Source organism: Telluria sp. ZB4P34 (assembly GCF_059686055.1).
This window is the reverse complement of record NZ_JCASIF010000015.1, coordinates 66,500-87,742: the sequence shown is the minus strand read 5'-3', so window position 1 is coordinate 87,742 and position 21,243 is coordinate 66,500. Positions and strand designations below refer to the sequence as shown.

General features: G+C 65.6%; 17 protein-coding genes. 6 read left to right on the top strand and 11 right to left on the bottom strand.

Going from position 1 to position 21,243, the window contains the following annotated elements; translation table 11 throughout:
• Positions 1 to 624: 624 nt before the first annotated feature.
• The 7 genes from AC56KL_RS19550 to AC56KL_RS19520 all read right to left on the bottom strand — a co-directional run bounded on the left by AC56KL_RS19550 (position 625) and on the right by AC56KL_RS19520 (position 8,615).
• Positions 625 to 1,260 carry a hypothetical protein gene (locus AC56KL_RS19550; RefSeq protein ID WP_497181837.1) on the bottom strand — a complete coding sequence of 212 codons (636 nt, stop codon included), beginning with the start codon at positions 1,258 to 1,260 and terminating at the stop codon, positions 625 to 627.
• A gap of 236 nt (positions 1,261 to 1,496) precedes the next feature.
• Positions 1,497 to 2,324: an HDOD domain-containing protein gene (locus AC56KL_RS19545; RefSeq protein WP_497181836.1), complete on the bottom strand. Its 828-nt coding sequence runs from the start codon at positions 2,322 to 2,324 to the stop codon at positions 1,497 to 1,499.
• Positions 2,325 to 2,454: 130 nt separating this feature from the next.
• Positions 2,455 to 3,504: a BON domain-containing protein gene (locus AC56KL_RS19540; protein WP_497181835.1), complete on the bottom strand. Its 1,050-nt coding sequence runs from the start codon at positions 3,502 to 3,504 to the stop codon at positions 2,455 to 2,457.
• A 119-nt stretch (positions 3,505 to 3,623) separates the two neighbouring features.
• Positions 3,624 to 4,319, bottom strand: a complete 696-nt coding sequence (locus AC56KL_RS19535) for a hypothetical protein (protein WP_497181834.1) — start codon at positions 4,317 to 4,319, stop codon at positions 3,624 to 3,626.
• A gap of 104 nt (positions 4,320 to 4,423) precedes the next feature.
• Positions 4,424 to 5,593: a methyl-accepting chemotaxis protein gene (locus tag AC56KL_RS19530; protein ID WP_497181833.1), complete on the bottom strand. Its 1,170-nt coding sequence runs from the start codon at positions 5,591 to 5,593 to the stop codon at positions 4,424 to 4,426.
• Between the two features lie 181 nt (positions 5,594 to 5,774).
• Complete coding sequence (locus tag AC56KL_RS19525; protein WP_497181832.1) at positions 5,775 to 7,493, bottom strand: DUF8614 domain-containing protein; 1,719 nt, start codon at positions 7,491 to 7,493, stop codon at positions 5,775 to 5,777.
• A 48-nt stretch (positions 7,494 to 7,541) separates the two neighbouring features.
• A complete protein-coding gene (locus AC56KL_RS19520) occupies positions 7,542 to 8,615 on the bottom strand; it encodes a WD40/YVTN/BNR-like repeat-containing protein (protein WP_497181831.1) in 1,074 nt (357 codons plus the stop codon).
• 267 nt (positions 8,616 to 8,882) lie between these two features.
• On the opposite strand from AC56KL_RS19520, the gene AC56KL_RS19515 reads away from it, so the two are divergent.
• Entirely contained in the window at positions 8,883 to 9,068 is a 186-nt protein-coding gene (locus AC56KL_RS19515) for a hypothetical protein (RefSeq protein ID WP_497181830.1), read from the top strand.
• Positions 9,069 to 9,150: 82 nt separating this feature from the next.
• Here the strand turns inward: AC56KL_RS19515 and AC56KL_RS19510 are convergent, their stop codons facing one another.
• The gene (locus tag AC56KL_RS19510; protein ID WP_497181829.1) at positions 9,151 to 9,456 is read right to left on the bottom strand and encodes a hypothetical protein; all 306 of its coding nucleotides are present in this window, start codon (positions 9,454 to 9,456) and stop codon (positions 9,151 to 9,153) included.
• A gap of 255 nt (positions 9,457 to 9,711) precedes the next feature.
• Between AC56KL_RS19510 and AC56KL_RS19505 the strand changes: the two genes are divergently transcribed.
• Genes AC56KL_RS19505 through AC56KL_RS19490 form a run of 4 tightly spaced genes read left to right on the top strand, consistent with a single transcriptional unit; the run spans position 9,712 to position 13,565 of the window.
• The gene (locus tag AC56KL_RS19505; protein WP_497181828.1) at positions 9,712 to 10,134 is read left to right on the top strand and encodes a DUF2141 domain-containing protein; all 423 of its coding nucleotides are present in this window, start codon (positions 9,712 to 9,714) and stop codon (positions 10,132 to 10,134) included.
• A 7-nt stretch (positions 10,135 to 10,141) separates the two neighbouring features.
• Positions 10,142 to 11,629 carry a carotenoid oxygenase family protein gene (locus AC56KL_RS19500; protein WP_497181827.1) on the top strand — a complete coding sequence of 496 codons (1,488 nt, stop codon included), beginning with the start codon at positions 10,142 to 10,144 and terminating at the stop codon, positions 11,627 to 11,629.
• On the top strand, positions 11,626 to 12,816 hold the full coding sequence (locus AC56KL_RS19495; protein WP_497181826.1) for a sensor histidine kinase: 1,191 nt from the start codon (positions 11,626 to 11,628) through the stop codon (positions 12,814 to 12,816). The genes AC56KL_RS19500 and AC56KL_RS19495 overlap by 4 nt, the downstream gene beginning before the upstream one ends.
• A gap of 20 nt (positions 12,817 to 12,836) precedes the next feature.
• The gene (locus AC56KL_RS19490) at positions 12,837 to 13,565 is read left to right on the top strand and encodes a LytR/AlgR family response regulator transcription factor (RefSeq protein ID WP_497181846.1); all 729 of its coding nucleotides are present in this window, start codon (positions 12,837 to 12,839) and stop codon (positions 13,563 to 13,565) included.
• A gap of 61 nt (positions 13,566 to 13,626) precedes the next feature.
• Here the strand turns inward: AC56KL_RS19490 and lpdA are convergent, their stop codons facing one another.
• From lpdA to aceE, 3 genes are all read right to left on the bottom strand, one after another.
• Entirely contained in the window at positions 13,627 to 15,483 is a 1,857-nt protein-coding gene (gene lpdA / locus AC56KL_RS19485) for a dihydrolipoyl dehydrogenase (RefSeq protein ID WP_497181825.1), read from the bottom strand.
• A 10-nt stretch (positions 15,484 to 15,493) separates the two neighbouring features.
• Positions 15,494 to 17,152, bottom strand: coding sequence for a dihydrolipoyllysine-residue acetyltransferase (gene aceF, locus AC56KL_RS19480; protein WP_497181824.1), 1,659 nt, complete (start codon positions 17,150 to 17,152; stop codon positions 15,494 to 15,496).
• Between the two features lie 78 nt (positions 17,153 to 17,230).
• Positions 17,231 to 19,942 (bottom strand): pyruvate dehydrogenase (acetyl-transferring), homodimeric type, encoded by a 2,712-nt coding sequence (aceE, locus tag AC56KL_RS19475; RefSeq protein WP_497181823.1) that lies wholly within the window; start codon positions 19,940 to 19,942, stop codon positions 17,231 to 17,233.
• Positions 19,943 to 20,334: 392 nt separating this feature from the next.
• On the opposite strand from aceE, the gene folD reads away from it, so the two are divergent.
• Positions 20,335 to 21,243, top strand: a complete 909-nt coding sequence (gene folD, locus AC56KL_RS19470; protein WP_497181822.1) for a bifunctional methylenetetrahydrofolate dehydrogenase/methenyltetrahydrofolate cyclohydrolase FolD — start codon at positions 20,335 to 20,337, stop codon at positions 21,241 to 21,243.

Below are 21,243 nucleotides of genomic sequence, written 5' to 3'. Positions count from 1 at the left end.
AGTTGAAAAACGGTGTCGCCAACCGAGCTACGCTCAACGAGCCCAGGCCATCGCCCGCCCCTTCATGTAGCCCGCAGCTTGACCGCCGAGTGGCGACGCCGGGCAGTCCATACGACAAGCAACATCGCGACATACACAGCAGTGTTAGCGGCCAGGGCACCCAAGCGCACCGTGTCCTCCCCAAAGGCAAGCTGCCGTTCCCTGGAAACGCCGGGCGCATCGTAAAGGTACGGGACGGGGAAGCCTCCCTTCAATGCAGGCTTGTAGCACAACTCATCGCCGCTTGCCCCACATAGGTTCCCATACGCAACTATGTCGGGACCCACACGTTCCACATGGGACGACATGAGCGTCAGCGTTATTGCTAAGTACCCGACGAGAAATAAATGTGAGTTTTGGCAAACAGAACCGGATGCGGGGCAAGGCGGCGAGTGCGCCGCAGTGCGAGCACTGCAAGCAGGAGCCAACGCAGCAACGCACCGGTTATGGCAGCCAAAAACACATTTATTTATGGGCGGGTACTTAACGTAAGGAGCAGGGCAAGCGTAGCGAGTTTTTGGAGAAAATTTCTCATCGTGGTTTGCCGTTGGCTGCGCTTGATAGAAGTTTAGCGCCGCCACGGCACTAGCCGCACACCGACTTCGCCTTCGTTCGGAAGGCCTTATCGTACTCCAACGGAAATCCCTGCAGATCCAATACCAATGGCGAAAACTTGCTTCGCTGCTTGACGGAGCCTTGTACGGTAAAAATCTCGTCTCCCGTGACCAGATTGGCGTCCTGCGAATACCAACCAGCACGCCTATTCGTTTTATCCGACTGGCGATAGGTAGCGCCAATCATGCGCCACTGACCACGCTTCAGCCGGAACTGCGCGCGACTTGCTGTCGCACAGTGCTGGGAGTGAGACATAAGCGACACATAAAATGTGGCTTTCTTGATCTCAATGTTCAAATCGACGGCATCACTGCCTGAATCCGGCGAAAAGAAGCGGCTTGAGCTGGCTGCAAGTTCGTAATTGCCCGGCGATCTCTGAAGCAGGACCATGATCCTGTTCATCGATGAATCCACACCCGACATCGGCCGGACCGCGCCGACCCAATCTTCGAGTCCATCGCCATTCAAGTCTCCTTGCGCTGACTGGGAAACTGCGTGCTGGAGCGACTGTACGAAAGCCTCGGGCGAAGGAAACCTCGTTGCGGCCTCTGCTTGTACAGTTACGCTCCCAAGAAACATCGTGCCGGCAATTAAAAATTTTGTCATTTTCCCGCCCGGTGCGTATCTTGATTTGGCCGATCCTGGTAGCCAATATATAACAACACCCGCCTTGAAGCGGACAGAGCGACGTACCCGTGCCACGCCGAGTCCAGGGCGCGGTCAATGAAGCTTGGTCTGCTTCAAGGTCCGCAATGGCTGATAGCTCAGATCAGCAAGGCTCAATCTACCTGACCGCTGCCGCCGGAACAATGAACGAGTTTTTCCGGGCGCGCTATGTCGGCTCAGACAAGCGCGGCGTCGCCCAGCGCAGTGGCTGTTTCCGCGGCCTCCGCGCGCACGGTCTGAAGCGTTGCGGCATCGATGGGATTGACGTGATTTTCGGTTTCGGGCGCGCCAGCCGGGAGGCCCAGCGGAGAGGCCACCATGGCGTAGCGGTTCGCCAGCAGCAGGGTGTCGAGCAGGGTATGCGGCTGCGCATCCAGCACGCCGTCGCGCAGGGCGCCGATGGCTTGGGACACGTCCGCCGGGATCGCCAGCTTGCGCATCACTTCCAGGCTGACCACCTCCTCGACCAGTGCGCCCCAGTTCTCGGCATCGTCCTCGAGCAGGCCGGGAAACTCGTCGGCGCGCGACAGCAGGTAGAAGCCGCCGACCTCGTGCACGATGCCGGCGAACAGGGCGGTGTCGGGATTGGTTTTCGTGACATGGCGCGCCAGCGCAGACGCCAGGGCCGCCACCTGGGCGCTGTGGGTCCACAGCTGTTCGGCCTTGGCGCGCAGGACCGGATCGGTGATGCGGTGGCCGAACTGGCGCACCATCAGCGCGCCCACCAGGCCGCGCAGGCGGTGGTAGCCGATGCGCAGCACCGCGGCGCGCACATTGGTCACCTGGGCGCCGCCGGCGCTGAAGGCGGCCGTATTGGCCAGCGCCACCGTGCGCGCCGCCAGCTGGGGTTCCGACAGCACCAGCCGGATCGCCTCGTCCACGTGGCAGTCCGGGTCGTCCAGGGCCATCTGCAGGCGCAGCACGGCATTCACGCTGGTGGGAAAGCTGATTTCTCCACGCGCGGCCTGTGCGGCAATGTATCCGAAGGCTTCAAGTTTGTTCACGGGGGAATTATACCCCCGGCGTTCCACGCGCCCGGCACGACGGCACGGCGGGGTTGCCAAACGAAAAAAGCCCGCACGGAATGCGTGCGGGCGATGCGACGGGCGGCCGTGTCGCCGCCTGCCTGTCTGCTTACTTGCTTTCTTTCACTTTGATCGCGCTCTTCACGCGGCTCACGCCCTCGACACCCTTGGCGACCTTCTCGGCGCGCTCGGCTTCGGCCTTCGAGTCGACGAAACCGCTCAGCATGACGACACCCTTTTCGGTCTCGACCTTGACGGCCAGTGCGCTGGTGTCTTTCTCGGCGGCCAGGCCGGCCTTGACCTTGGCGGTGATCGCCGTATCCGACAGGTTGGACGCGGTGCGCGAGCCGGCGCGTTCGGCGGCATTCTCGGTCTTGTCGGCAGTGGTCGAGGCGGTATCGCGGGTCTTGTCGCCGACGTTCTCGGCGGCGCGTTCGGTGCCGGCCACGGCGGCGCCGGTCACTTCCCTGGTCTTGTCGGCAACGGCACGGCCGGCGTCCCTGGTCTTGTCGACTGCGCCCGCAAGCACATTGCGGGTCTTCTCGCCGGCGCGCTCCAGGGCCGTATCGGGCTGGCCCTTATTCTCGACCAGGCAGGCAGTCTTGTTGCCTTTCTCGTCGCACTTCTCGACGGCAGCCGCCTTCACCGGGTCCCTGGTATCGGTGGAGGCGACCAGGCCGGCGCTGCCGGCAGCGGCAGCGCCCGCAGTGGCGGCCGTGCCGCCGCTGCCGCCGGTGGTGGCGCCGGTGGACTTGCTGTCGCCGCCGGCCTTGACATCAGCCAGCGCGGCGGTGCGCACCGATTTGGCGTTGTTCTCGCAGCTGTCCTTGGCGTTGCCCTTCAAAGCGTCGCACTTCTCTTCGGCCAGCTCGTATTCCGCGTCGGCCAGCTTGCGGCGCGCCGCATCGCGGTTGGCCTGGGTATTGTCGTGCTTCTGCACGGCCGCCAGCTCGGCGCGGGCGCGGGCGACGTCGGCCTGCTCTTCGCAGATGTCTTCGTCCTTCAGGGCATCGCACTTCTGCTTGGCGGCCTTGTGGTCTGCCTCGATCTTGTCGATGGCCTTGCGGTAGCCGGCGGTATCGGACTGGGCAAAGGCGGGAGCGGCGGCAATGGTAGCGCCGGCAGCGGTGGCCAGCAGGGCGGCGAGGAGTCGGTTCATGATGTGTCCCTTGGATTCGGTTGTTGTGATGACATCATTAGACGCCCCAAGCCCGACACTATCTGTGCGACACCGAACACTTGTTACAGAAACAGCTTTCGCTGTTGCCAGCTCACCCTTTATTCAGTCGCCAGCAAGCCTTCGCGCCACAGTTCGCCGACATTGTCGAAGGGCGCCTCGGCCTTGCCGAATGCGGCGCCGTCCCCTGCCAGGCGCACCCACACCCGCGTGTCGTGGCCGCTGCGCGGCACCGCCACCTTGGCGCGCACGCCGCTCAGCCAGCGGTACACGCGCGCATACTCGTCCGGGTTGTTGCGCCGGGTCCAGGCCAGCGCCACCAGGTCGGCATAGCCTTCCTCGCGGCGCGTCTCGCGCATCGCCTTCGAGGCCGCCAGCAGCGAGGCGTCCGCCGCATACTCTTCGCCCACTTCCACGAAGCCGGCCGGGAGCGCATGCCAGGCGCCTTGCGAATAGCGCCAGCAATGGGCGATTTCGTGCGCCGCCATCGCCTCGATCAGCACGCCCTGCTGCGCTTCCGGAATGCCGGCCAGCACGGTTTCCGCATCCGGGTTGTTACGCAGCGACATGACCAGCTTGCAGCGGCCCTTGTCGAAGCCCATCGCCAGCGGCACGTCGCCCGGACGCGGCTGGGGCTGCACGGTGATGTCGAGCGGCAGCTTCAGTTGCTGGGAATAGGCCAGTACCGGTCCCGCGGCGCTGAGCCAGCGCTTTTCCAGGGCAGTGAGTTCGGCGGCATAGAGCGCCGGCGCCACGGTGGCGGCGAGGACGGCGGCGAGCTGGAGAGGCTTGAACATGGCGGATTCTTTCGGGGACACTAAAATGCCTAACGGCAATTCTAGACCGAGATGAAGCCCGCCTTTCGGGAAAATATTTCTCTGTTTTTAGAACGGCAAACTTGTCATTGTTGACTTGCCGGCGCCGCGTCTCCGGCATGCCTGGCCGGGGCGACAATGGACGCAAGGCGCTGCGCTTCGGCCTCCATGGCCGCGGCGGCGGTGGACGCCTGCAGCAGGGCCGTGGTGCGCAGCGAGGATTCGCTCGAGGATTCCGGCTGGCCGTCCTCGAGGCTGATCGACGAGGTCACCGCCGTCACCCTCGCAACCGCGTTGGCGATCGCCTGCAGTGCGCCGGCGTCTTCCATGTGCGCGACCGGGCTGCCGACCAGGTCGCGGATGTCCTTCACCACGGCGGTGGAGCGCAGCGCCAGCGCCTGCAGTTCCTGGACGACAGCGCTGCGGCCCTCCTCGTGCCCTTCGGTGCGCAGCGCCTGCACCGCGGCGTCGAGGGCCAGGATGTTGGCGCGGAAGGCCAGGCCGTCGATGGCGCCGACGATATCGTCGACGCGCTTCGGGTTGGCCGCAGGCGCGGCGGGCGGCGCGGCATCGTCGGCCCCGGGGGCCTGCGGACGCTGCAGTTCGCGTAGGACGTACCAGGCGCCCAGCACGGCCGCCGCCACTGCGCCGGTGCACAGCAGCAGCATCCATTGCGCGAATCCGGACGCCAGTTCGCGCGCGGCCACCATGTCGTCGGCCGCCAGTTTCTGTTCGAGTTCGATGAAGCGCGTGGTGCTGGCGAGCCAGTCCACGAAGGCCGGAGAAGCCTGCTGCGACAGCAGCGCAGCCGCCTCCTGGGCCTGCCCCGCCGCGTGCAGGGCGATCACGCGCTCCACCAGCGGGCGGGTGCGGCGTTCCTGTTCCTTGATCGCGGCAAGCAGCTCGCGCTCCGCCGTCTGGATGCCGGGCAGTTCGTGGAATAGCGCGTTCAGCGGCGAAGCTGCACGCGAATAGGCGTCGTCCAGGGTCTTGATGCGGCCGATCGGCGCGGCGGCGGCGGCGGCATCGGGAGCGAGTACCACGTCGCGTAGTGCGATGGCGCGGTCGCGTACGCTGGAGCGCAGTTCGAGGGCGTAGCGCTGCTTGATGCCGCTGATCTCGTCGATGCGGAACAGCAGTGCGTCGATCTGCCCCGCGCGTACTGAGGCCAGCACGGCCAGGGCGATCATCAGGAGAATCACGGCGCCGTAGCCGATGGCCAGCCGCGCGCCGGTGGAAAAGGGCTTGGAGCTCATGTTCTTGTCGTTGGAAAGCGCGGGGACGGCGCCGGGTAGGCGCCAACAATTTCCCGTAAGCAATGCCGCGACTATAACATGGCGCCTGGCTGGATTGACGAGGCTTTCAGTTCAAGTTAAGAAAACTGGGCGGCACTGTTGCGCCGATGCCAATCGCGCCGCCAGTCTCCTGTTCTGCCGCTTACTTCGTCAGCGCCGCCGCTGTGGTGAACGCCGGGCGGATATCGTTCGGCACGCTCTGCTTCAGCCTGTCGAGCGCCTTCTGCACTTCCGGACGGATCACCACATACTTTGCCATCATGGCCTTGGCGGCCTCGTAGTCGCCGGTGGCTTCGATGGTCAGGAAGTCGCGGTCGAGGTCGGCAACTGCGCCCTTGATCTTCTTGAAGTCCACCGAGAACGTGCCGTCGCCATGGGCGACAAACGCGCCCCTGTCGAGCAGGTAGTTCATCTGGATCGCCATGCCGCGCGCGTGCGAGGAGGTCAGGCCGAAGTGCAGGGTACGGAAGGCGGAGGCCAGGAAGGTGTTGTACAGCTTGCGCTCGGCCACGCTACCCTGCCCCAGCGTGTCCTTCAGCAGGCCCTTGTCCATCATGTAGCCCAGCGCCCACAGGCCGGTGATGTCGGCCTTGGCTTCCTCGATGGTCGAGTAGGTGTCTTTCAGGTCCTGGCGCGGGGTCGATTCCTTGCCGTTCTTCTTCGTCGTGTGCGGACCGAGGCCGTGCATGATCTCGTGGGCCAGGATGTGGGTGAAGAAGGAATCGAAGTCGAGATCCTTCTGGTCTTGCGGGCGCAGTACCAGCTTCGAGATCGGCTTCAGGGTCGATTCGAATTTCGCTTCCTGCACGTTCTTGAGCATCACGCGCTTGGAGCCGCGCTCGCGGACCACGCGCTCGTCGTTCGGCAGGTTGTAGGCGGCGGTCTGCACGCCCATGTTGCCGTCGCCGGCGCCGTAGACCTCGTTCACCACCACCATCGGCGCGATCGCGCCGACCTTCGGGTTGCGGTACTGCTTGGCCAGCGGCAGGTTGTCTTCGAGTTCCTGCAGGTGCTTGCCGAAGAAGGCCAGCTTCTGCGTCTCTTTCTGGTCGCGGATGCTGATGTAGGCTTCGAAGGCGGCCTTGTAGCCGAACAGCTCGTCGTTATAGGTCTCGTACGGACCGATGGTGACATCGACCGGCGAATCCAGGTCCATCCAGGCGAAGTCCGAGGCCAGGTAGTCGTTGGACAGGAAGGCGTCGGCGCGCAAGCTGAGGAATTTCTTGAGCGAGGCGTTGTCGGTGGAGGCGGCCGCTTCACGCAGCAGCCTGGCCAGCTTCTCGAGCTCCGGGCGGTATTCGTCCGAATACTTCACGGTGCGGAACTTGCCGTCCGGGCCGGTGCGGATCACGGTGAAGAACCATTGCGCATCGGCCTTCTGCGCGGCGGGCAGGCCGTTCATCCAGCCTTCCAGCGCTTCCTTGCCCGCGCTCTCCGGATAGAAGTTGGCGCCCAAGGGCTTCTTGGCCGGAATCTTGATGCCGGCATACTCGGGCGGCATGAAGGACGTATTGTCGTCGAGGCTGGACCACGGGCCCTTGTTCAGCCAGAACGCCGCCTGGCGCGCGCGGCCCAGTTCCGAGTTGTCTTTCTGCAGGGCGGCCCACAGGGCTTCGTTGCCGGCCCAGCGCTGGCGCAGCTGCAGGGTATCGATGATCTTCGCCGCTTCGATCAGCTTGACCATCGCGGCGCGGTCGCCTTTCGAGAGCTGCGAAGTGTCGGCCTTCAGCTCGGCCGGCGCGAAGCGCTTGCCCATGGCGGTGAGCTGGGCTGCAGTAGCGGGTTCGGCCGCATGGGCCATATTGGCAAAGGCGGCGCCGATGGCCGCCGCGAGTACGAGCGGTGCGAGGATGTTTTTCATGGTATCTCCAGTCAGTTTTTTATGGTGCGGCGATTGTAATGCCTTCCCTCAGCGGGCTTTCCCGTTCAGCGCAGGCCCGGTGTACTTCATCAGCAAGCCTTTCGGCCCCACCGCCCAGCCTTGCGTCGGGCTGGCAAAGCCGACCGTGTTCATCGGCGTCTTGTCGAGTTCGCTCCAGCTGCGGCCGGCGTCGAGCGAATACCCGGATCCCGCCAGCCCGCCGGCCACCAGGGCGCGCTGAGCGCCCGGCACCGCCACCACCACCGACATGTAGCCCGCCGGCGCCATCTCTACTTTCGTCCAGGTGGCGCCGCCGTCGCCGGTGTAGGCGCCATTGGTGCCGGCCATGCGGGTTTCCTTGTAGTCGCCGCCGGCGGCAAAGCCTTCCTTCGGGTTCAGGAAAGCGACCGAGAACACGCCGCGCGCCGCTGCGCCGGCAGGAATCGGGGTCGAGGATGCGCGCCAGGTCTTGCCGCGATCGGAAGAATGGAAGACGCGCGACGTGGCGCCACCGCCGGTGGCGATCCAGGCTTCCTTCGTCCCGGCCACCGTCAGGCAGGTGCCGCTGGCGGCAAACGCGCCCTCGTTCGGCATCGCCTCGATGCCCTTGGCCGCGACTTCCTGCCAGGTCTTGCCGCCGTCGTCCGTGGTGTAGACCTGGAAGCTGCCCTTGACCGGATCGCCGAACAGGATGCCGTTGTCCTTGTCCCAGAAGGCCATCGCGTCCCAGAAGCCTTCGGCCACCCCGTTGGTGACCACCAGCTGCCAGCTGGCGCCACCGTCCTCGGTGCGGTAGATGCGCGAGGCCGCGCCGGGGCCCGCCCCCATCACCACGGCCGTCTTCGCATCGAAGGCCTGGATGTCGCGGAAGTCGATCTTGTCGGCGTCCGGCACCTGCATCGCCTGCCAGGTGCTGCCGTCGACGGTGCGCAGCACGGTGCCCTTGGCCCCGCTGGCCCAGGCGATCCTGTCGCTGACGACGGACAGGCCGCGCAGTTCGGCGCCTGTTACGCCGGGGAGCGCTTGCCAGGCCTGGGAAGGCGATGAGGCGGAAGCAGCGCTGGACACCAGGAGCGCGGCCAGGAAAGACACGGTATGCAAGGCACGTGCAGGCAGGGACATGGGGCGGATCCTTGTAGAGTTGCGTGATCGCCATTGTAGCCTGCCGCAACTGGAAGATAGCCTGTCGGCTGCCGGCTGGCGGAGCACAGGTTTGTTGCAGAGGGTCTAGAGTTGTTTAATCGAAGCATTTTTGACCATACGGTCAAAAAAGGGTCTGTGCGTCATCGCACCGACCCGGAGCACCGATTTGTGACAATCTGGCATCCTCATCAAGGAGGATGTCATGAACAATAAAACGACAGCGGCCGTTCGCCGCGAGGAGGGAGCATGAGCAAGTCTTCCCGTTACGAATGGCGCGACCAGCAGGCCGCCCTGCAGGAATGCATGAAGGGTTTCTTGCAGAATCCTAACAACGAACAACTTGACGCAGTCGTTGCAGAAATGCGTGCCTACGCGGCAGCGGCGAAGGCCGGGACCATCGATATCCCGGAACGCTTCATCGCATTCACCTGACACACTGGCCTGCATGGGCCGAGCAGAGCCGCCCCGCGCAAGCCGGGCGGCTTTTTCATGTCCAGCGGCCTGGACGGCAGGGTCAGGCCATGGCGGGCGCCCCGGTGGTTTCATAGTCGAACAGCCGCGACAGGCAATACACCTTGCGCGGGGCGCGGTGGCGTTCGTGGATTTCGCGGGTCATAACTTCGACCCGGCGTGGCTGCAGCGCCAGCTGGCGCGGATCGATGTGGTCGGGCGCGCCCTCGAGAAAGCGCGCTGCGAGCTGCTGGGAAATGGTGCCGTGGACCAGGTGCGGCTGGCCCTGGACGGTGGTCCGGAGCTCGAAGCAGCGCGTTTCGGGCAGCACGAAAACCGTGCCGACGTATTCATTGCCGTGTTCGTACATAGCAGTCTCCCCTGTAGCTTGACACGCGACCGGCGGCAAGTGGCTTGCCGCCACACCTTCGCATCATAGCAAGTCAATACAGCGGGGAACGCTGTCACGATTGAAATTTCGATGGAAATGTTTTCCAGCGGCGGCGCCTGCGCCTCGCGCCCTTGGAATGCAGCTGGCGACCGCCACGCGCCCTTTCATCGCAGGCACAGGCAGGGCACTGGCGGGCTCGCCAGAATGGCTCCACCAACCAACCTGGAGACCGATATGAAGCCCATCCCTACCCTTGCCGCCCTGCTCGCCCTGTTCGCCGCATGCTGTGCATCCGCCAGCGCGGCCGAGCTCACTGTCCGCGTCCAGGACGTCAAGTCCGCCGAAGGCAACATCATGGTGGCCGTCTACGATTCCAGCGACAGCTTCCTCAAGCGCCCGATCAAGGCTGCCCGGGTCGCCGCCGTGGCCGGCACGATGGACGTGCTCATCAAGGACTTGCCGGCCGGCGAATACGGCCTGGCCCTGTTCCACGACGCCAACGGCAATGGCCGGATGGACAGCAATCCCATGGGCATTCCCACCGAGGACCACGCGTTCAGCAACAATGCGCGCGGCACCATGGGCCCGCCGACATTCGAGCAGGTGAAGTTCAGCGTGCCGGATGCCGGCGCCACCGCCACCGTCAGCCTGCGCTGAGGGAAGCATGGACCGCCGCCGCTTCCTCGACGCCGGGCTCGGCCTGGCTGCGCTCGGCCTGGCCGGGACCGCGCGCGCCGACGCCGAGACCCGGCGCCGCTTCCACGCCGCCATGGCGCAGGATCCGTCCCTGCGCGTGTACGCCGACACCGTCGGCAGCCAGCAAGGCCAGGCCGTCGTGAGCGGCCGCCTGCCCGCCGACCTGCAAGGCAGCTTCTACCGCAACGGCCCGGGCCGCTTTGAACTGGGCGGCGAGCGCTACCACCATTGGTTCGACGGCGACGGCTTCGCCCAGCGCTGGCGCATCGCCGGCGGCAGGGTCGCCCACCAGGGCCGCTTCGTCGAGACCCGCCGCTTCGCCGACGAGTCGCAGGCCGGCCAGTTCCTCTACCCCTCCTTCGGCACCTATGTGGCGCGCCGCGGGTTTCGCGACAACGACACCCTGAACGCCGCCAACACCAACCTGCTGCCCTTCAATGGGCGCGTGTACGCGCTGTGGGAAGGCGGTTCGGCGGTCGAGCTGGATCCGGACACCCTGGCCACGGTCGGCGCCAAGACCTGGCGCGAGGACCTGCGCGCCATGCCCTTTTCGGCCCACCCGAAAGTCGATCCCCAGGGCGGCATGTGGAATTTCGGCGCCCTGCCCGGCGCCAGCCGGATTGCGCTCTACCAGATCGGCCCCAGGGGCGAGGTCCTGCGGACCGCGCTGGTGCCGGTTCCCCGGCAAGCCATGGTGCACGATTTCGCCGTCAGCGCGAAACACCTGGTATTCCTGGTTCCGCCCTACGACCTGAAGCCGGGCGAGAACATGAGCTTTGCCGAACGCCACGCCTGGGCCGGCAGCGGGCCAAGCGCCCGGCCGCTGCGCATCGTGGTGGTGGCGAAGGACACGTTGACGGTACGCCAGGTGTTCGAACTGCCGCCGCGCATGGTGTTCCACTTCGGGAACGCCTGGGAAGACGGCGACTGCACCCGCTTCGACGTCGTGCTGCACGAGGGCGACGTGCTGGCCGAACTCGGCGGCCTGATGGCGGGCGAACGGCGGACGGGAACGCGCAGCGAAACGGTGCAAATCTGCCTCGACTATGCCGCCGGCCAGGCGCGCGCCAGCCGCCTGTTCGGCGCCAGCGAGTTTCCGCGCGTGGCCCCGCAAGTGGTCGGCAGCCGCCACCGCCGCCTGGTGCTGCTCGGCGCCGACGGCCAGGGCGGTTCTGCCACGCTGTCTTCGGTCAACCTGGTCGATACCGACAGCGGCAAGGTCGACGGCTACCGCTTCGGCGCCGGCTGGCAGCTCGAAGAACACGTGCTGGTGCCGCGACGCCATGCGCGCTCGGAAACGGACGGCTACCTGGTCGGTGTGGCGCAAGACCTGCGCAAGGGCGTCGGCGTGATGACGGTGTTCGATGCGGCGCGGGTATCGGCCGGACCGCTGGCCCTGGCCAGGCTGCCATATCGCACACCGCACTGCTTTCATGGTAATTTCCTAGCAGCATGATGACCGTCACCCCGCCCCCCCGCCCCGACATCCGCGATCGCGGCCACCCGCTGGAACTGATCCCGCTGTTCCGGCGCTGGCCGCCTTCGCTTACGCGCGACCTGATCTATACGGCGATCTGGAGCAGCATGCTCGGGCTCGGGCTGACACTGCTGCAAAAGCTGTTTGGCAGAGAAATGTCTTTCGGACGCGTGCTGTTGGCAACCCTGATCATCAGCAATCTCATCGGCTTCATGATCCACGGCGCCCTGCAGCTGCTCGAACGCCTCATGCCGCGCGAGAACATGCGGGTGTTCCGCAGCGCCCAGATCATGATCATCACGATGGCCAGCGTGATCGGCATACCGCTCGGCAATTCGCTGTTCCATGGCAGGAGCCCGCTGCGCTTTTTCCAGTACAGCAGCACCGCCATGTTCCTGCTCGCCTTCGGCATGATGACAGCCGTGTTGATGGTGCTGCTCCTGGCGGCGGGCGAGCGGCGCCTGCGGCGCGAAGCGCAAGCGCTGCGCCAGCAGGAGCAGGTCGCCGCCGCCGGCCGCCTGGTGGCGGAAGCCCGCCTGCGCGCGCTGCAGGCCCAGATCGAACCGCACTTCCTGTACAACACGCTGGCCAATGTCGTCAGCCTGATCGACAGCCAGCCGGCCAAGGCGCGCCGCATGCTGGAGCGCTTCATCGACTACCTGCGCGCCAGCCTGTCGGCCAGCCGCGCCGAGCATGCGACCCTGCAGGGGGAAACCGAGCTGGCCGCCGCCTACCTCGACGTGCTGGGCGTGCGCATGGAACAGCGCCTGCGCTGGCGCTTCGACCTGGACCCGGCCCTCGCCGCGCTGCCGCTGCCGCCGATGCTGCTGCAGCCGCTGGTCGAGAACGCGGTCATGCACGGCATCGAGCCCAAGCTCGACGGCGGCGAGATCGTGGTGCGCGCCCGCCTGCAAGACGGCAAGCTGTGCCTGGAGGTCTGCGACACCGGCCTCGGCCTGCGCACCGATGGCCTGCCCGCGCGCCCCGGCGGTGGAGTCGGCCTGTCCAACCTGCGCGAGCGACTGCGCCAGCTGTATGCGGGCCAGGGCCAGCTCCAGCTCATCGAAAATCCCACGGGCGGCGTCACTGCGCGCCTGCTGCTTCCCCTGCAGCTTCCTTCGCATCTTTCTTCCCCGGTGCCATCATCGACCATCCCCACGCCCTGATCGCGGACGACGAGCCGCACCTGCTCGACTACCTGGAAGCGCAGCTTGCCAGCGCCTGGCCCGGCCTGCGCGTGACGCGCGCCGCCAACGGCATCCAGGCGCTGCAGCTCATCGACGAGCTGGCGCCCGACGTCGTCTTCCTCGACATCCAGATGCCGGGGCTGAACGGCATCGAACTGGCCGCCCGCCTGTGCGAGGGCGCGCGCCCGCCCCGGGTCGTGTTCACCACGGCCCACGAGCATTACACGCTGCAGGCCTTCGAGCATGCCGCCTTCGACTACCTGCTCAAGCCGGTCGGACTGGAACGGCTGTCGCGCACGGTGGCGCGGCTGAAACAGTCGCTGGCCACGCCGGCGCCGGCGCCGGCGGCCGACGCGCTGCAGGCCCTGCTGCGCCAGCTCGGCGTCGCGGCGCCCGGGCCGGCCCCGCTGCAATGGATCCGCGCGGCCCGCGGACAGGAAACCAGGCTGGTGGCGATCGACGAGGTGATCTACTTCCAGAGCAACGACAAGTACACCAGCGTGTACCTGGCCGATGGCGAGTGCCTGATCCGCACACCGCTCAGCAAGCTGAAGGAGCAGCTCGACCCGCAGCAGTTCTGGCAGATCCATCGGGGAGTGATCGTGGCGGCGAAGCACGTGGCGGGGACGCGCACGGATTTCCGCGGGCGGCTGCATGTGCGCCTGAAAGGACGGGAGGAACAGCTGATCGTCAGCCGGAATTACGTGGATCTGTTCAAGCAGATGTAAGCCGGCGGCGAAAAAAAACGGGACCATGGAGGTCCCGTTCTCGTCGCAAGCCAGGCTGCGATCACTTCTTGCGCGCCGGCGGCAGGTCCGTGCAGACGCCTTTATAGGCTTCCGCCGCCATGCCGATCGACTCGCCCAGCGTCGGGTGCGGGTGGATGGTCTTGCCGATGTCCACCCCGTCTGCGCCCATCTCGATCGCCAGCGCCACTTCGCCGATCATGTCGCCGGCATTGGTGCCGACGATGGTGCCGCCGATGATACGCTTGGTCTCGGCATCGAACAGCAGCTTGGTGAAGCCCTCTTCGCGGCCGTTGGCGACCGCGCGGCCGCTGGCGTTCCACGGGAAGTGGCCCTTCTCGACCTTGACACCCTTCTGGCTGGCTTCTTCCTCGGTCAGGCCCACCCACGCCACTTCCGGATCGGTATAGGCCACCGACGGAATCACCTTCGCATCGAAGAAGGCCTTCTCGCCGTGCGCCGCTTCGGCCGCCACGTGCGCCTCGTGCACCGCCTTGTGCGCCAGCATCGGCTGGCCCACCAGGTCGCCGATGGCGAAGATGTGCGGCACGTTGGTGCGCATCTGGCCGTCCACGCCGATGAAGCCGCGGTCGGTCACGACCACGCCGGCCTTCTCGGCGGCGATCTTCTTGCCGTTCGGGCTGCGGCCCACGGCCACCAGCACCAGGTCGTAGACCTGCGGCGCCGGAGCGGCCACGCCGGCCTCGGCCGACTCGAAGGACACCTTGATCCCTTCCGGCAGCGCTTCCACGCCGACGGTCTTGGTCTTCAACATGATGTTGTCGAAGCGGTGCGCGTTGTACTTCTGCCAGACCTTGACGGCCTCGCGGTCGGCGCCCTGCATCAGGCCATCCATCATCTCGACCACGTCGATGCGCGCACCCAGGGTCGAGTAGACGGTGGCCATCTCCAGGCCGATGATGCCGCCGCCGATCACCAGCATGCGCTTCGGCACCTGGCGCAGTTCCAGCGCGCCGGTCGAGTCGACGATGCGCGGGTCTTCCGGCACGAAGGGCAGCTTCACCACCGAGGAACCGGCGGCGATGATCGCCTTGGCGAACTTGACGACCTTTTTGCTGCCGTCGGCTGCCGTGACTTCGATGTGGTTCGGGGAGAGGAAACTGCCCACGCCCTGCACCACGTTGACCTTGCGCGCCTTGGCCATGAAGTTCAGGCCGCCGGTCATCTTCTTGATGACGCCATCCTTGTAGGCGCGCAGCTTGTCGATGTCCACGCTCGGCGGTGCGAAGCTCACGCCCAGGTCGGCCATGTGCGCGGTCTCGTCCATGATGTGGGCCACGTGCAGCAGCGCCTTGGACGGGATGCAGCCCACGTTCAGGCAGACGCCGCCCAGGGTCGCGTACTTCTCGATGAGGACGGTGTTCATGCCAAGGTCGGCCGCGCGGAAGGCGGCCGAATAGCCGCCGGGGCCGGCGCCCAGCACCATCATCTCGCATTCGATGTCGACCTGGCCGTCGTAGCTGGCCGCGCCCGGGGCCGGGGCGGCTGCCACCGTGGCGGCGGGCGCCGGATGGGCCGGTGCGTAGGAATCGGTCGGGCCGGCGGCGGCGGTCGGCGCCACTGCCTGCGCGCCGATCTGCGCGGCCGGCTTGTCGGCCGCCGCAGGTGCCGCCGGTGCTGCCGGCGCAACCGCGCCGGCGCCGGATTCGTCCAGCATCAGCAGCAGCGAACCTTCGTTCACCTTGTCGCCGACTTTGACCTTGATTTCCTTGACCACGCCGGCATGCGTCGATGGGATCTCCATGCTGGCCTTGTCCGATTCGACGGTGACCAGCGACTGGTCGACCTTGATGGTGTCGCCCGGCTTGACCAGCAGTTCGATGATCTCGACGTCCTTGAAGTCGCCGATGTTCGGAACCTTCACTTCAACAGTGCTCATGCTCGGCTCCTTACAGTAGGGTCTTGCGCAGGTCGGCCAGCACGTCGGCCAGGTAGGCGGCGAAGCGCGCGGCGCCGGCGCCGTCGATCACGCGGTGATCGTAGGACAGCGACAGCGGCAGCATCAGGCGCGGCTGGAAGGCCGAACCGTCCCACACCGGCTTCATCGCCGACTTCGACAGGCCGAGGATCGCCACTTCCGGTGCATTGATGATCGGCGTGAAGGCCGTGCCACCGATGCCGCCCAGCGACGAGATGGTGAAGGTCGCGCCCTGCATCGCAGCCGGCGACAATTTGCCGTCGCGCGCCGCTGCGGACAGCTCACCCATTTCGACGGCGATCTGCGAAATGGTCTTCTTGTCGGCATCCTTCACGACCGGGACCACCAGGCCGTTGGGGGTATCGGCAGCGAAGCCGATGTTGTAGTACTGCTTGACGATCAGGCTGGCGCCGTCTTCGGACAGCGACGAATTAAATTGCGGGAACTTCTTCAGTGCCGCAACCGAAGCCTTGATCACGAAGGCCAGCATGGTCAGCTTGACGGTCGACTTCTGCTTGGCCAGCGCGGCGTTCGAATCGACGCGGAACTGCTCCAGGTCGGTGACGTCTGCATCTTCGAAGTGGGTTACGTGCGGGATCATGACCCAGTTGCGGTGCAGGTTCGGGCCCGAGATCTTCTTGATGCGCGGCAGGGCCACGGTTTCGGTCGGGCCGAACTTCGAGAAGTCCAGCGACGGCCAGGCCAGCACTTCCAGGCCATTGCCGGAACCGCCGGACTTGGCTGGGGCTGCGGCGCTCGGGCCGGTGGCCATCACGCCCTTGACGAAGTTCTGCACGTCCTGCTGGGTGATGCGGCCTTTCGGACCGGTGCCCGGCACGCGCGCCAGGTCCACGCCCAGTTCGCGGGCGAACTTGCGGATCGACGGCGAGGCGTGGGCCTTGGAGCCGGTGAGGCCTTGTGCCGGGGCCGCTGCGGCAGGCGCCGGAGCGGCGGCGGCAGGCGCAGGCGCGGCAGCCGGGGCCGACGCTGCTGCTGCGGCAGGCGCTGGAGCGGCAGCCGCAGGCGCTGCGGCCGCTGCGCCGCCGCTGGCTTCGACCAGCAGCACCAGCGAACCCTTGGCGACCTTGTCGCCCACCTTGACCTTGATTTCCTTCACGGTGCCGGCGTGGCTGGACGGGATCTCCATGCTCGCCTTGTCCGACTCGACCGTAATCAGCGACTGGTCGACCTTGATCTGGTCGCCCGGCTTGACCATCAGTTCGATGATTTCGACTTCCTTGAAGTCGCCGATGTCCGGAACGGTGACTTCGACGATGGCACCGGCGCCAGCCGGTGCGGATGCCGCCGGGGCGGCAGCAGGTGCCGGTGCAGCTTCGGCGGCCGGCGCAGCGGCGGCAGGTGCCGCAGGTGCAGGCGCAGCGGCGGCGGCGGCCGCTTCCTCGACCAGCAGCACGAGCGAACCTTCGGCGACCTTGTCGCCGACCTTGATCTTGATTTCCTTGACGACGCCGGCGTGGCTCGCCGGGATTTCCATGCTGGCCTTGTCCGATTCGACCGTGATCAGCGACTGGTCGACCTTGATCGTGTCGCCCGGCTTGACCAGCAGTTCGATGACCTCGACTTCCTTGAAGTCGCCGATGTCCGGGACTTTGACTTCCACAATGCTCATAGTGTTAGCTCCGTTTGTTCTTTTGAGTTAGCGCTTAAGCCGTCGCTACCGAATGGCGGTAACGACGGCCTTGAGCATTTACACGGTCACAGGATTCGGCTTGTTCTGGTCGATGCCGTACTTCCGGATCGCCTGGGTCACGATGGCGCGGTCGATCTTGCCTTCGTCGGCCAGTGCGCGCAGCGAGGCCACGGTGATGTAGTAACGGTTCACCTCGAAGAACTCGCGCAGCTTGACGCGCGAATCCGAGCGGCCGAAGCCGTCGGTACCCAGCACCTTGTAAGTGCGGTCCTTCGGCATGAAGCCGCGGATCTGCTCGGCGAACAGGCGCATGTAGTCGGTGGTGGCGACGATCGGGCCGCTGGTAGCCTGCATCAGCGAGGTCACGTAGGGCACGCGCTGCTCGGCGTCCGGGTTGACCATGTTCCAGCGCTCGCAATCCTGGCCGTCGCGCGCCAGCAGCGTGAGCGACGGGGCCGACCACACGTCCGCATCCACGCCCCAGTCGTTCTTCAGCAGCTCGGCGGCGAAGATCGACTCGCGCAGGATGGTGCCGCAGCCGATCAGCTGGACGCGCTTGGCGCTGGCCGCATCGCCCTGGATCGGCGCGCCTTCCTGCAGCAGGTACATGCCCTTCAGGATGCCTTCTTCCTGGCCCGGCTTGATGCCCGGGTGGGCATAGTTCTCGTTCATGATGGTGATGTAGTAGAACACATCTTCCTGCTCCTGCACCATGCGGCGCAGGCCGTCCTGGATGATCACCGCCACTTCGTGGCCGAAGGTCGGGTCGTAGGGGATGCAGTTCGGGACCGTGGCCGCCATGATGTGGCTGTGGCCGTCCTCGTGCTGCAGGCCTTCGCCGTTCAGCGTGGTGCGGCCGGCGGTGCCGCCCATCAGGAAGCCGCGCGCACGGATGTCGCCCGCCAGCCAGACCAGGTCGCCCACGCGCTGCATGCCGAACATCGAGTAGAAGGTGTAGAACGGGATCATGGTGCGGTTGTTCGACGAGTACGAGGTCGCCGCGGCGATCCACGAGCTCATGCCGCCCGCTTCGTTGATACCTTCCTGCAGGATTTGGCCGGCCTTGTCTTCACGGTAGTACATCACCTGGTCGCGGTCGACCGGCTCGTACAGCTGGCCCTGCTGGTTGAAGATGCCGATCTGGCGGAACAGGCCCTCCATGCCGAAGGTACGCGATTCGTCGACCAGGATCGGCACGATGCGCTGGCCGATGCTCGGGTCTTTCAGCAGGCTGGTGATCACGCGCACATACGATTGCGTGGTCGAGATCTCGCGGCCTTCCGGGGTCGGCTCGAGCACGGCCTTGAAGGTCTCGAGCGCCGGCACGACCAGCTGCTCGTCCGCCCTGGAACGGCGCTGCGGCAGGTAGCCGCCCAGGGCCTTGCGGCGCTCGTGCAGGTACTGCATCTCCGGCGAATCGTCGGACGGCTTGAAGAACGGGATCTCGGCCAGCTTGTCGTCCGGGATCGGAATATTGAAGCGGTCGCGCATCTCGCGGATCGCGGCGTCGTCCAGCTTCTTGGTCTGGTGCGCGGTGTTGCGCGCCTCGCCCGACTTGCCCATGCCGAAGCCCTTGACGGTCTTCACCAGCAGCACGGTCGGCGAGCCCTTGTTCTCCTGGGCGTTCTTGAACGCCGCGTAGATCTTGTGCGGGTCGTGGCCGCCGCGGGTCAGGCGCCAGATGTCGTCGTCGCTCATGTTGGCGACCATCTTCAGCAGCTCCGGGTGCTTGCCGAAGAAGTGCTTGCGCACGTAGGCGCCGTCCTTGGCCTTGTAATTCTGGTATTCGCCGTCGACGGTTTCCATCATTACGCGCTGCAGGATGCCGTCCTTGTCCTTGGAGAGCAGGGCATCCCACTGCGAGCCCCAGATGACCTTGACCACGTTCCAGCCGGCGCCGCGGAAGTCGGCTTCGAGTTCCTGGATGATCTTGCCGTTGCCGCGCACCGGACCGTCCAGGCGCTGCAGGTTGCAGTTGACGACCATGACCAGGTTGTCGAGGCGCTCGCGCGCGGCCATGCCGATCGCGCCCATCGATTCCGGCTCGTCCATCTCGCCGTCGCCGCAGAAGACCCAGACCTTGCGGTTCTCGGTGTCGGCGATGCCGCGTGCGTGCAGGTACTTCAGGAAGCGCGCCTGGTAGATCGCCATCAGCGGGCCAAGGCCCATCGACACGGTCGGGAACTGCCAGAAGTCCGGCATCAGTTTCGGGTGCGGGTAGGAAGACAGGCCCTTGCCGTCGACTTCGCGGCGGAAGTTCAGCAGTTGCTCTTCGCTGATGCGGCCTTCCAGGAAAGCGCGCGCGTAGATGCCGGGCGAGGAGTGGCCCTGGATGTACAGCAGGTCGCCGCCGTGCTCTTCGGTCGGGGCGTGCCAGAAGTGGTTGAAGCCGATGCCCAGCATGTTCGCCAGCGAGGCGAAGGACGAGATGTGGCCGCCCAGGTCGCCGTCGGCGCGGTTGGCCTTGACCACCATCGCCATCGCGTTCCAGCGCATCCAGGAGCGCAGGCGCTCTTCGTATTCCAGGTTGCCAGGGGAGTTCACGTTGAGGTGCGCCGGGATCGTATTGACGTAGGCGGTGTTGCTGGAGAACGGGATGTGGGCGCCGCGGCGGCGCGCCAGGTCCACCATGCGTTCCATCAGGTAGTGGGCGCGATCGGTGCCTTCATGTTCGATCACCGCTTCGAGCGCATCCAGCCATTCCTGGGTTTCGATGGTGTCCGGGTCGTTGGCAGCTTGTGCCGTCAACTGGTCGAGTTGAGCTGACATGTAATGCGTCTCCTAAGATTGGCGCCCCGACCTATCCCTTGAAATGGCTGGTGGCGTTTGGTGAAATTTCAAATATCTGAAAATAAACTCTTCGATTCTACCAGCGGACTTTGGGTTTTTCAAACTATGATATGTCATTCCGCATTATGAAATTTGATGCTGCGACCGCACATTTTCGTAGGGTGGGCGGCTATGCCGCCCACGCGGTGATACGCATTGGCTCCGCATTCCTGTCGGATGATCTTGCCGCAAACGATCACCGCGTGGGCGGGAAACCCGCCCACCCTACCGATTAAATATGACAATGCTTCGCCCGCCGCGGCGCGCGATATGGAAGTGCAATGCGGGCATGGGCCTTATAATTTCATTTTTGCCTAGCCGTGAGCCTACCCATGCCTGCCCAGAAGATCGACGGAGTCCTCCTTTCCCAACAACTGCGCGGCGAGATCGCCCAGCGCGCCGCCAAGCTCACCGCCAGCGGCCGCCAGCCCGGCCTGGCCGTGATCCTGGTCGGCGAGGACCCGGCAAGCCACGTCTACGTGCGCAACAAGGTGAAGGCCTGCGGCGACGTCGGATTCCACTCGGTACTCGAAAAATACGACGCCGACCTGAGCGAGCAGGCCCTGCTCGACCGTATCGCCGCCCTGAATGCCGACCCGAGCATCCACGGCATCCTGGTGCAGATGCCGCTGCCGAAGCACATCGACCCGAGCAAGGTCATCGAGGCGATTGCCACCAGCAAGGACGTGGACGGCTATTCGGTCCTGTCGGCCGGCGAACTGGTCGCCAACCTGCCCGGCTTCCGTCCCTGCACCCCCTACGGCTGCATGAAGCTGATCGAAACCACCGGCGTCGACCTGCGCGGCAAGCACGCCGTCGTGATCGGCCGTTCGAACACGGTCGGTAAACCAATGGCCCTGCTGCTCTTGCAAGCCAACGCCACCGTCACCATCTGCCATAGCGCGACCCCGGACCTGGGCCTGTACACCCGCCAGGCCGACGTGGTGGTGGCCGCCGTTGGCCGCCGCAATACCCTGACGGCAGACATGGTCAAGCCGGGCGCGATCGTGATCGACGTCGGCATGAACCGCGACGACGACGGCAAGCTGTGCGGCGACGTCGATTACGCGGGCGTGGCGGAAGTCGCCTCGCACATCACCCCGGTGCCGGGCGGTGTCGGACCGATGACGATCACCATGCTGTTGATGAACACCGTGGAGTCTGCAGAACGCGTGCACTCCAGTAGCCAACACTGTCCCAGCCAGGCAACGGGCATGGAACCGAAGCCGGGCGTGGCCTGA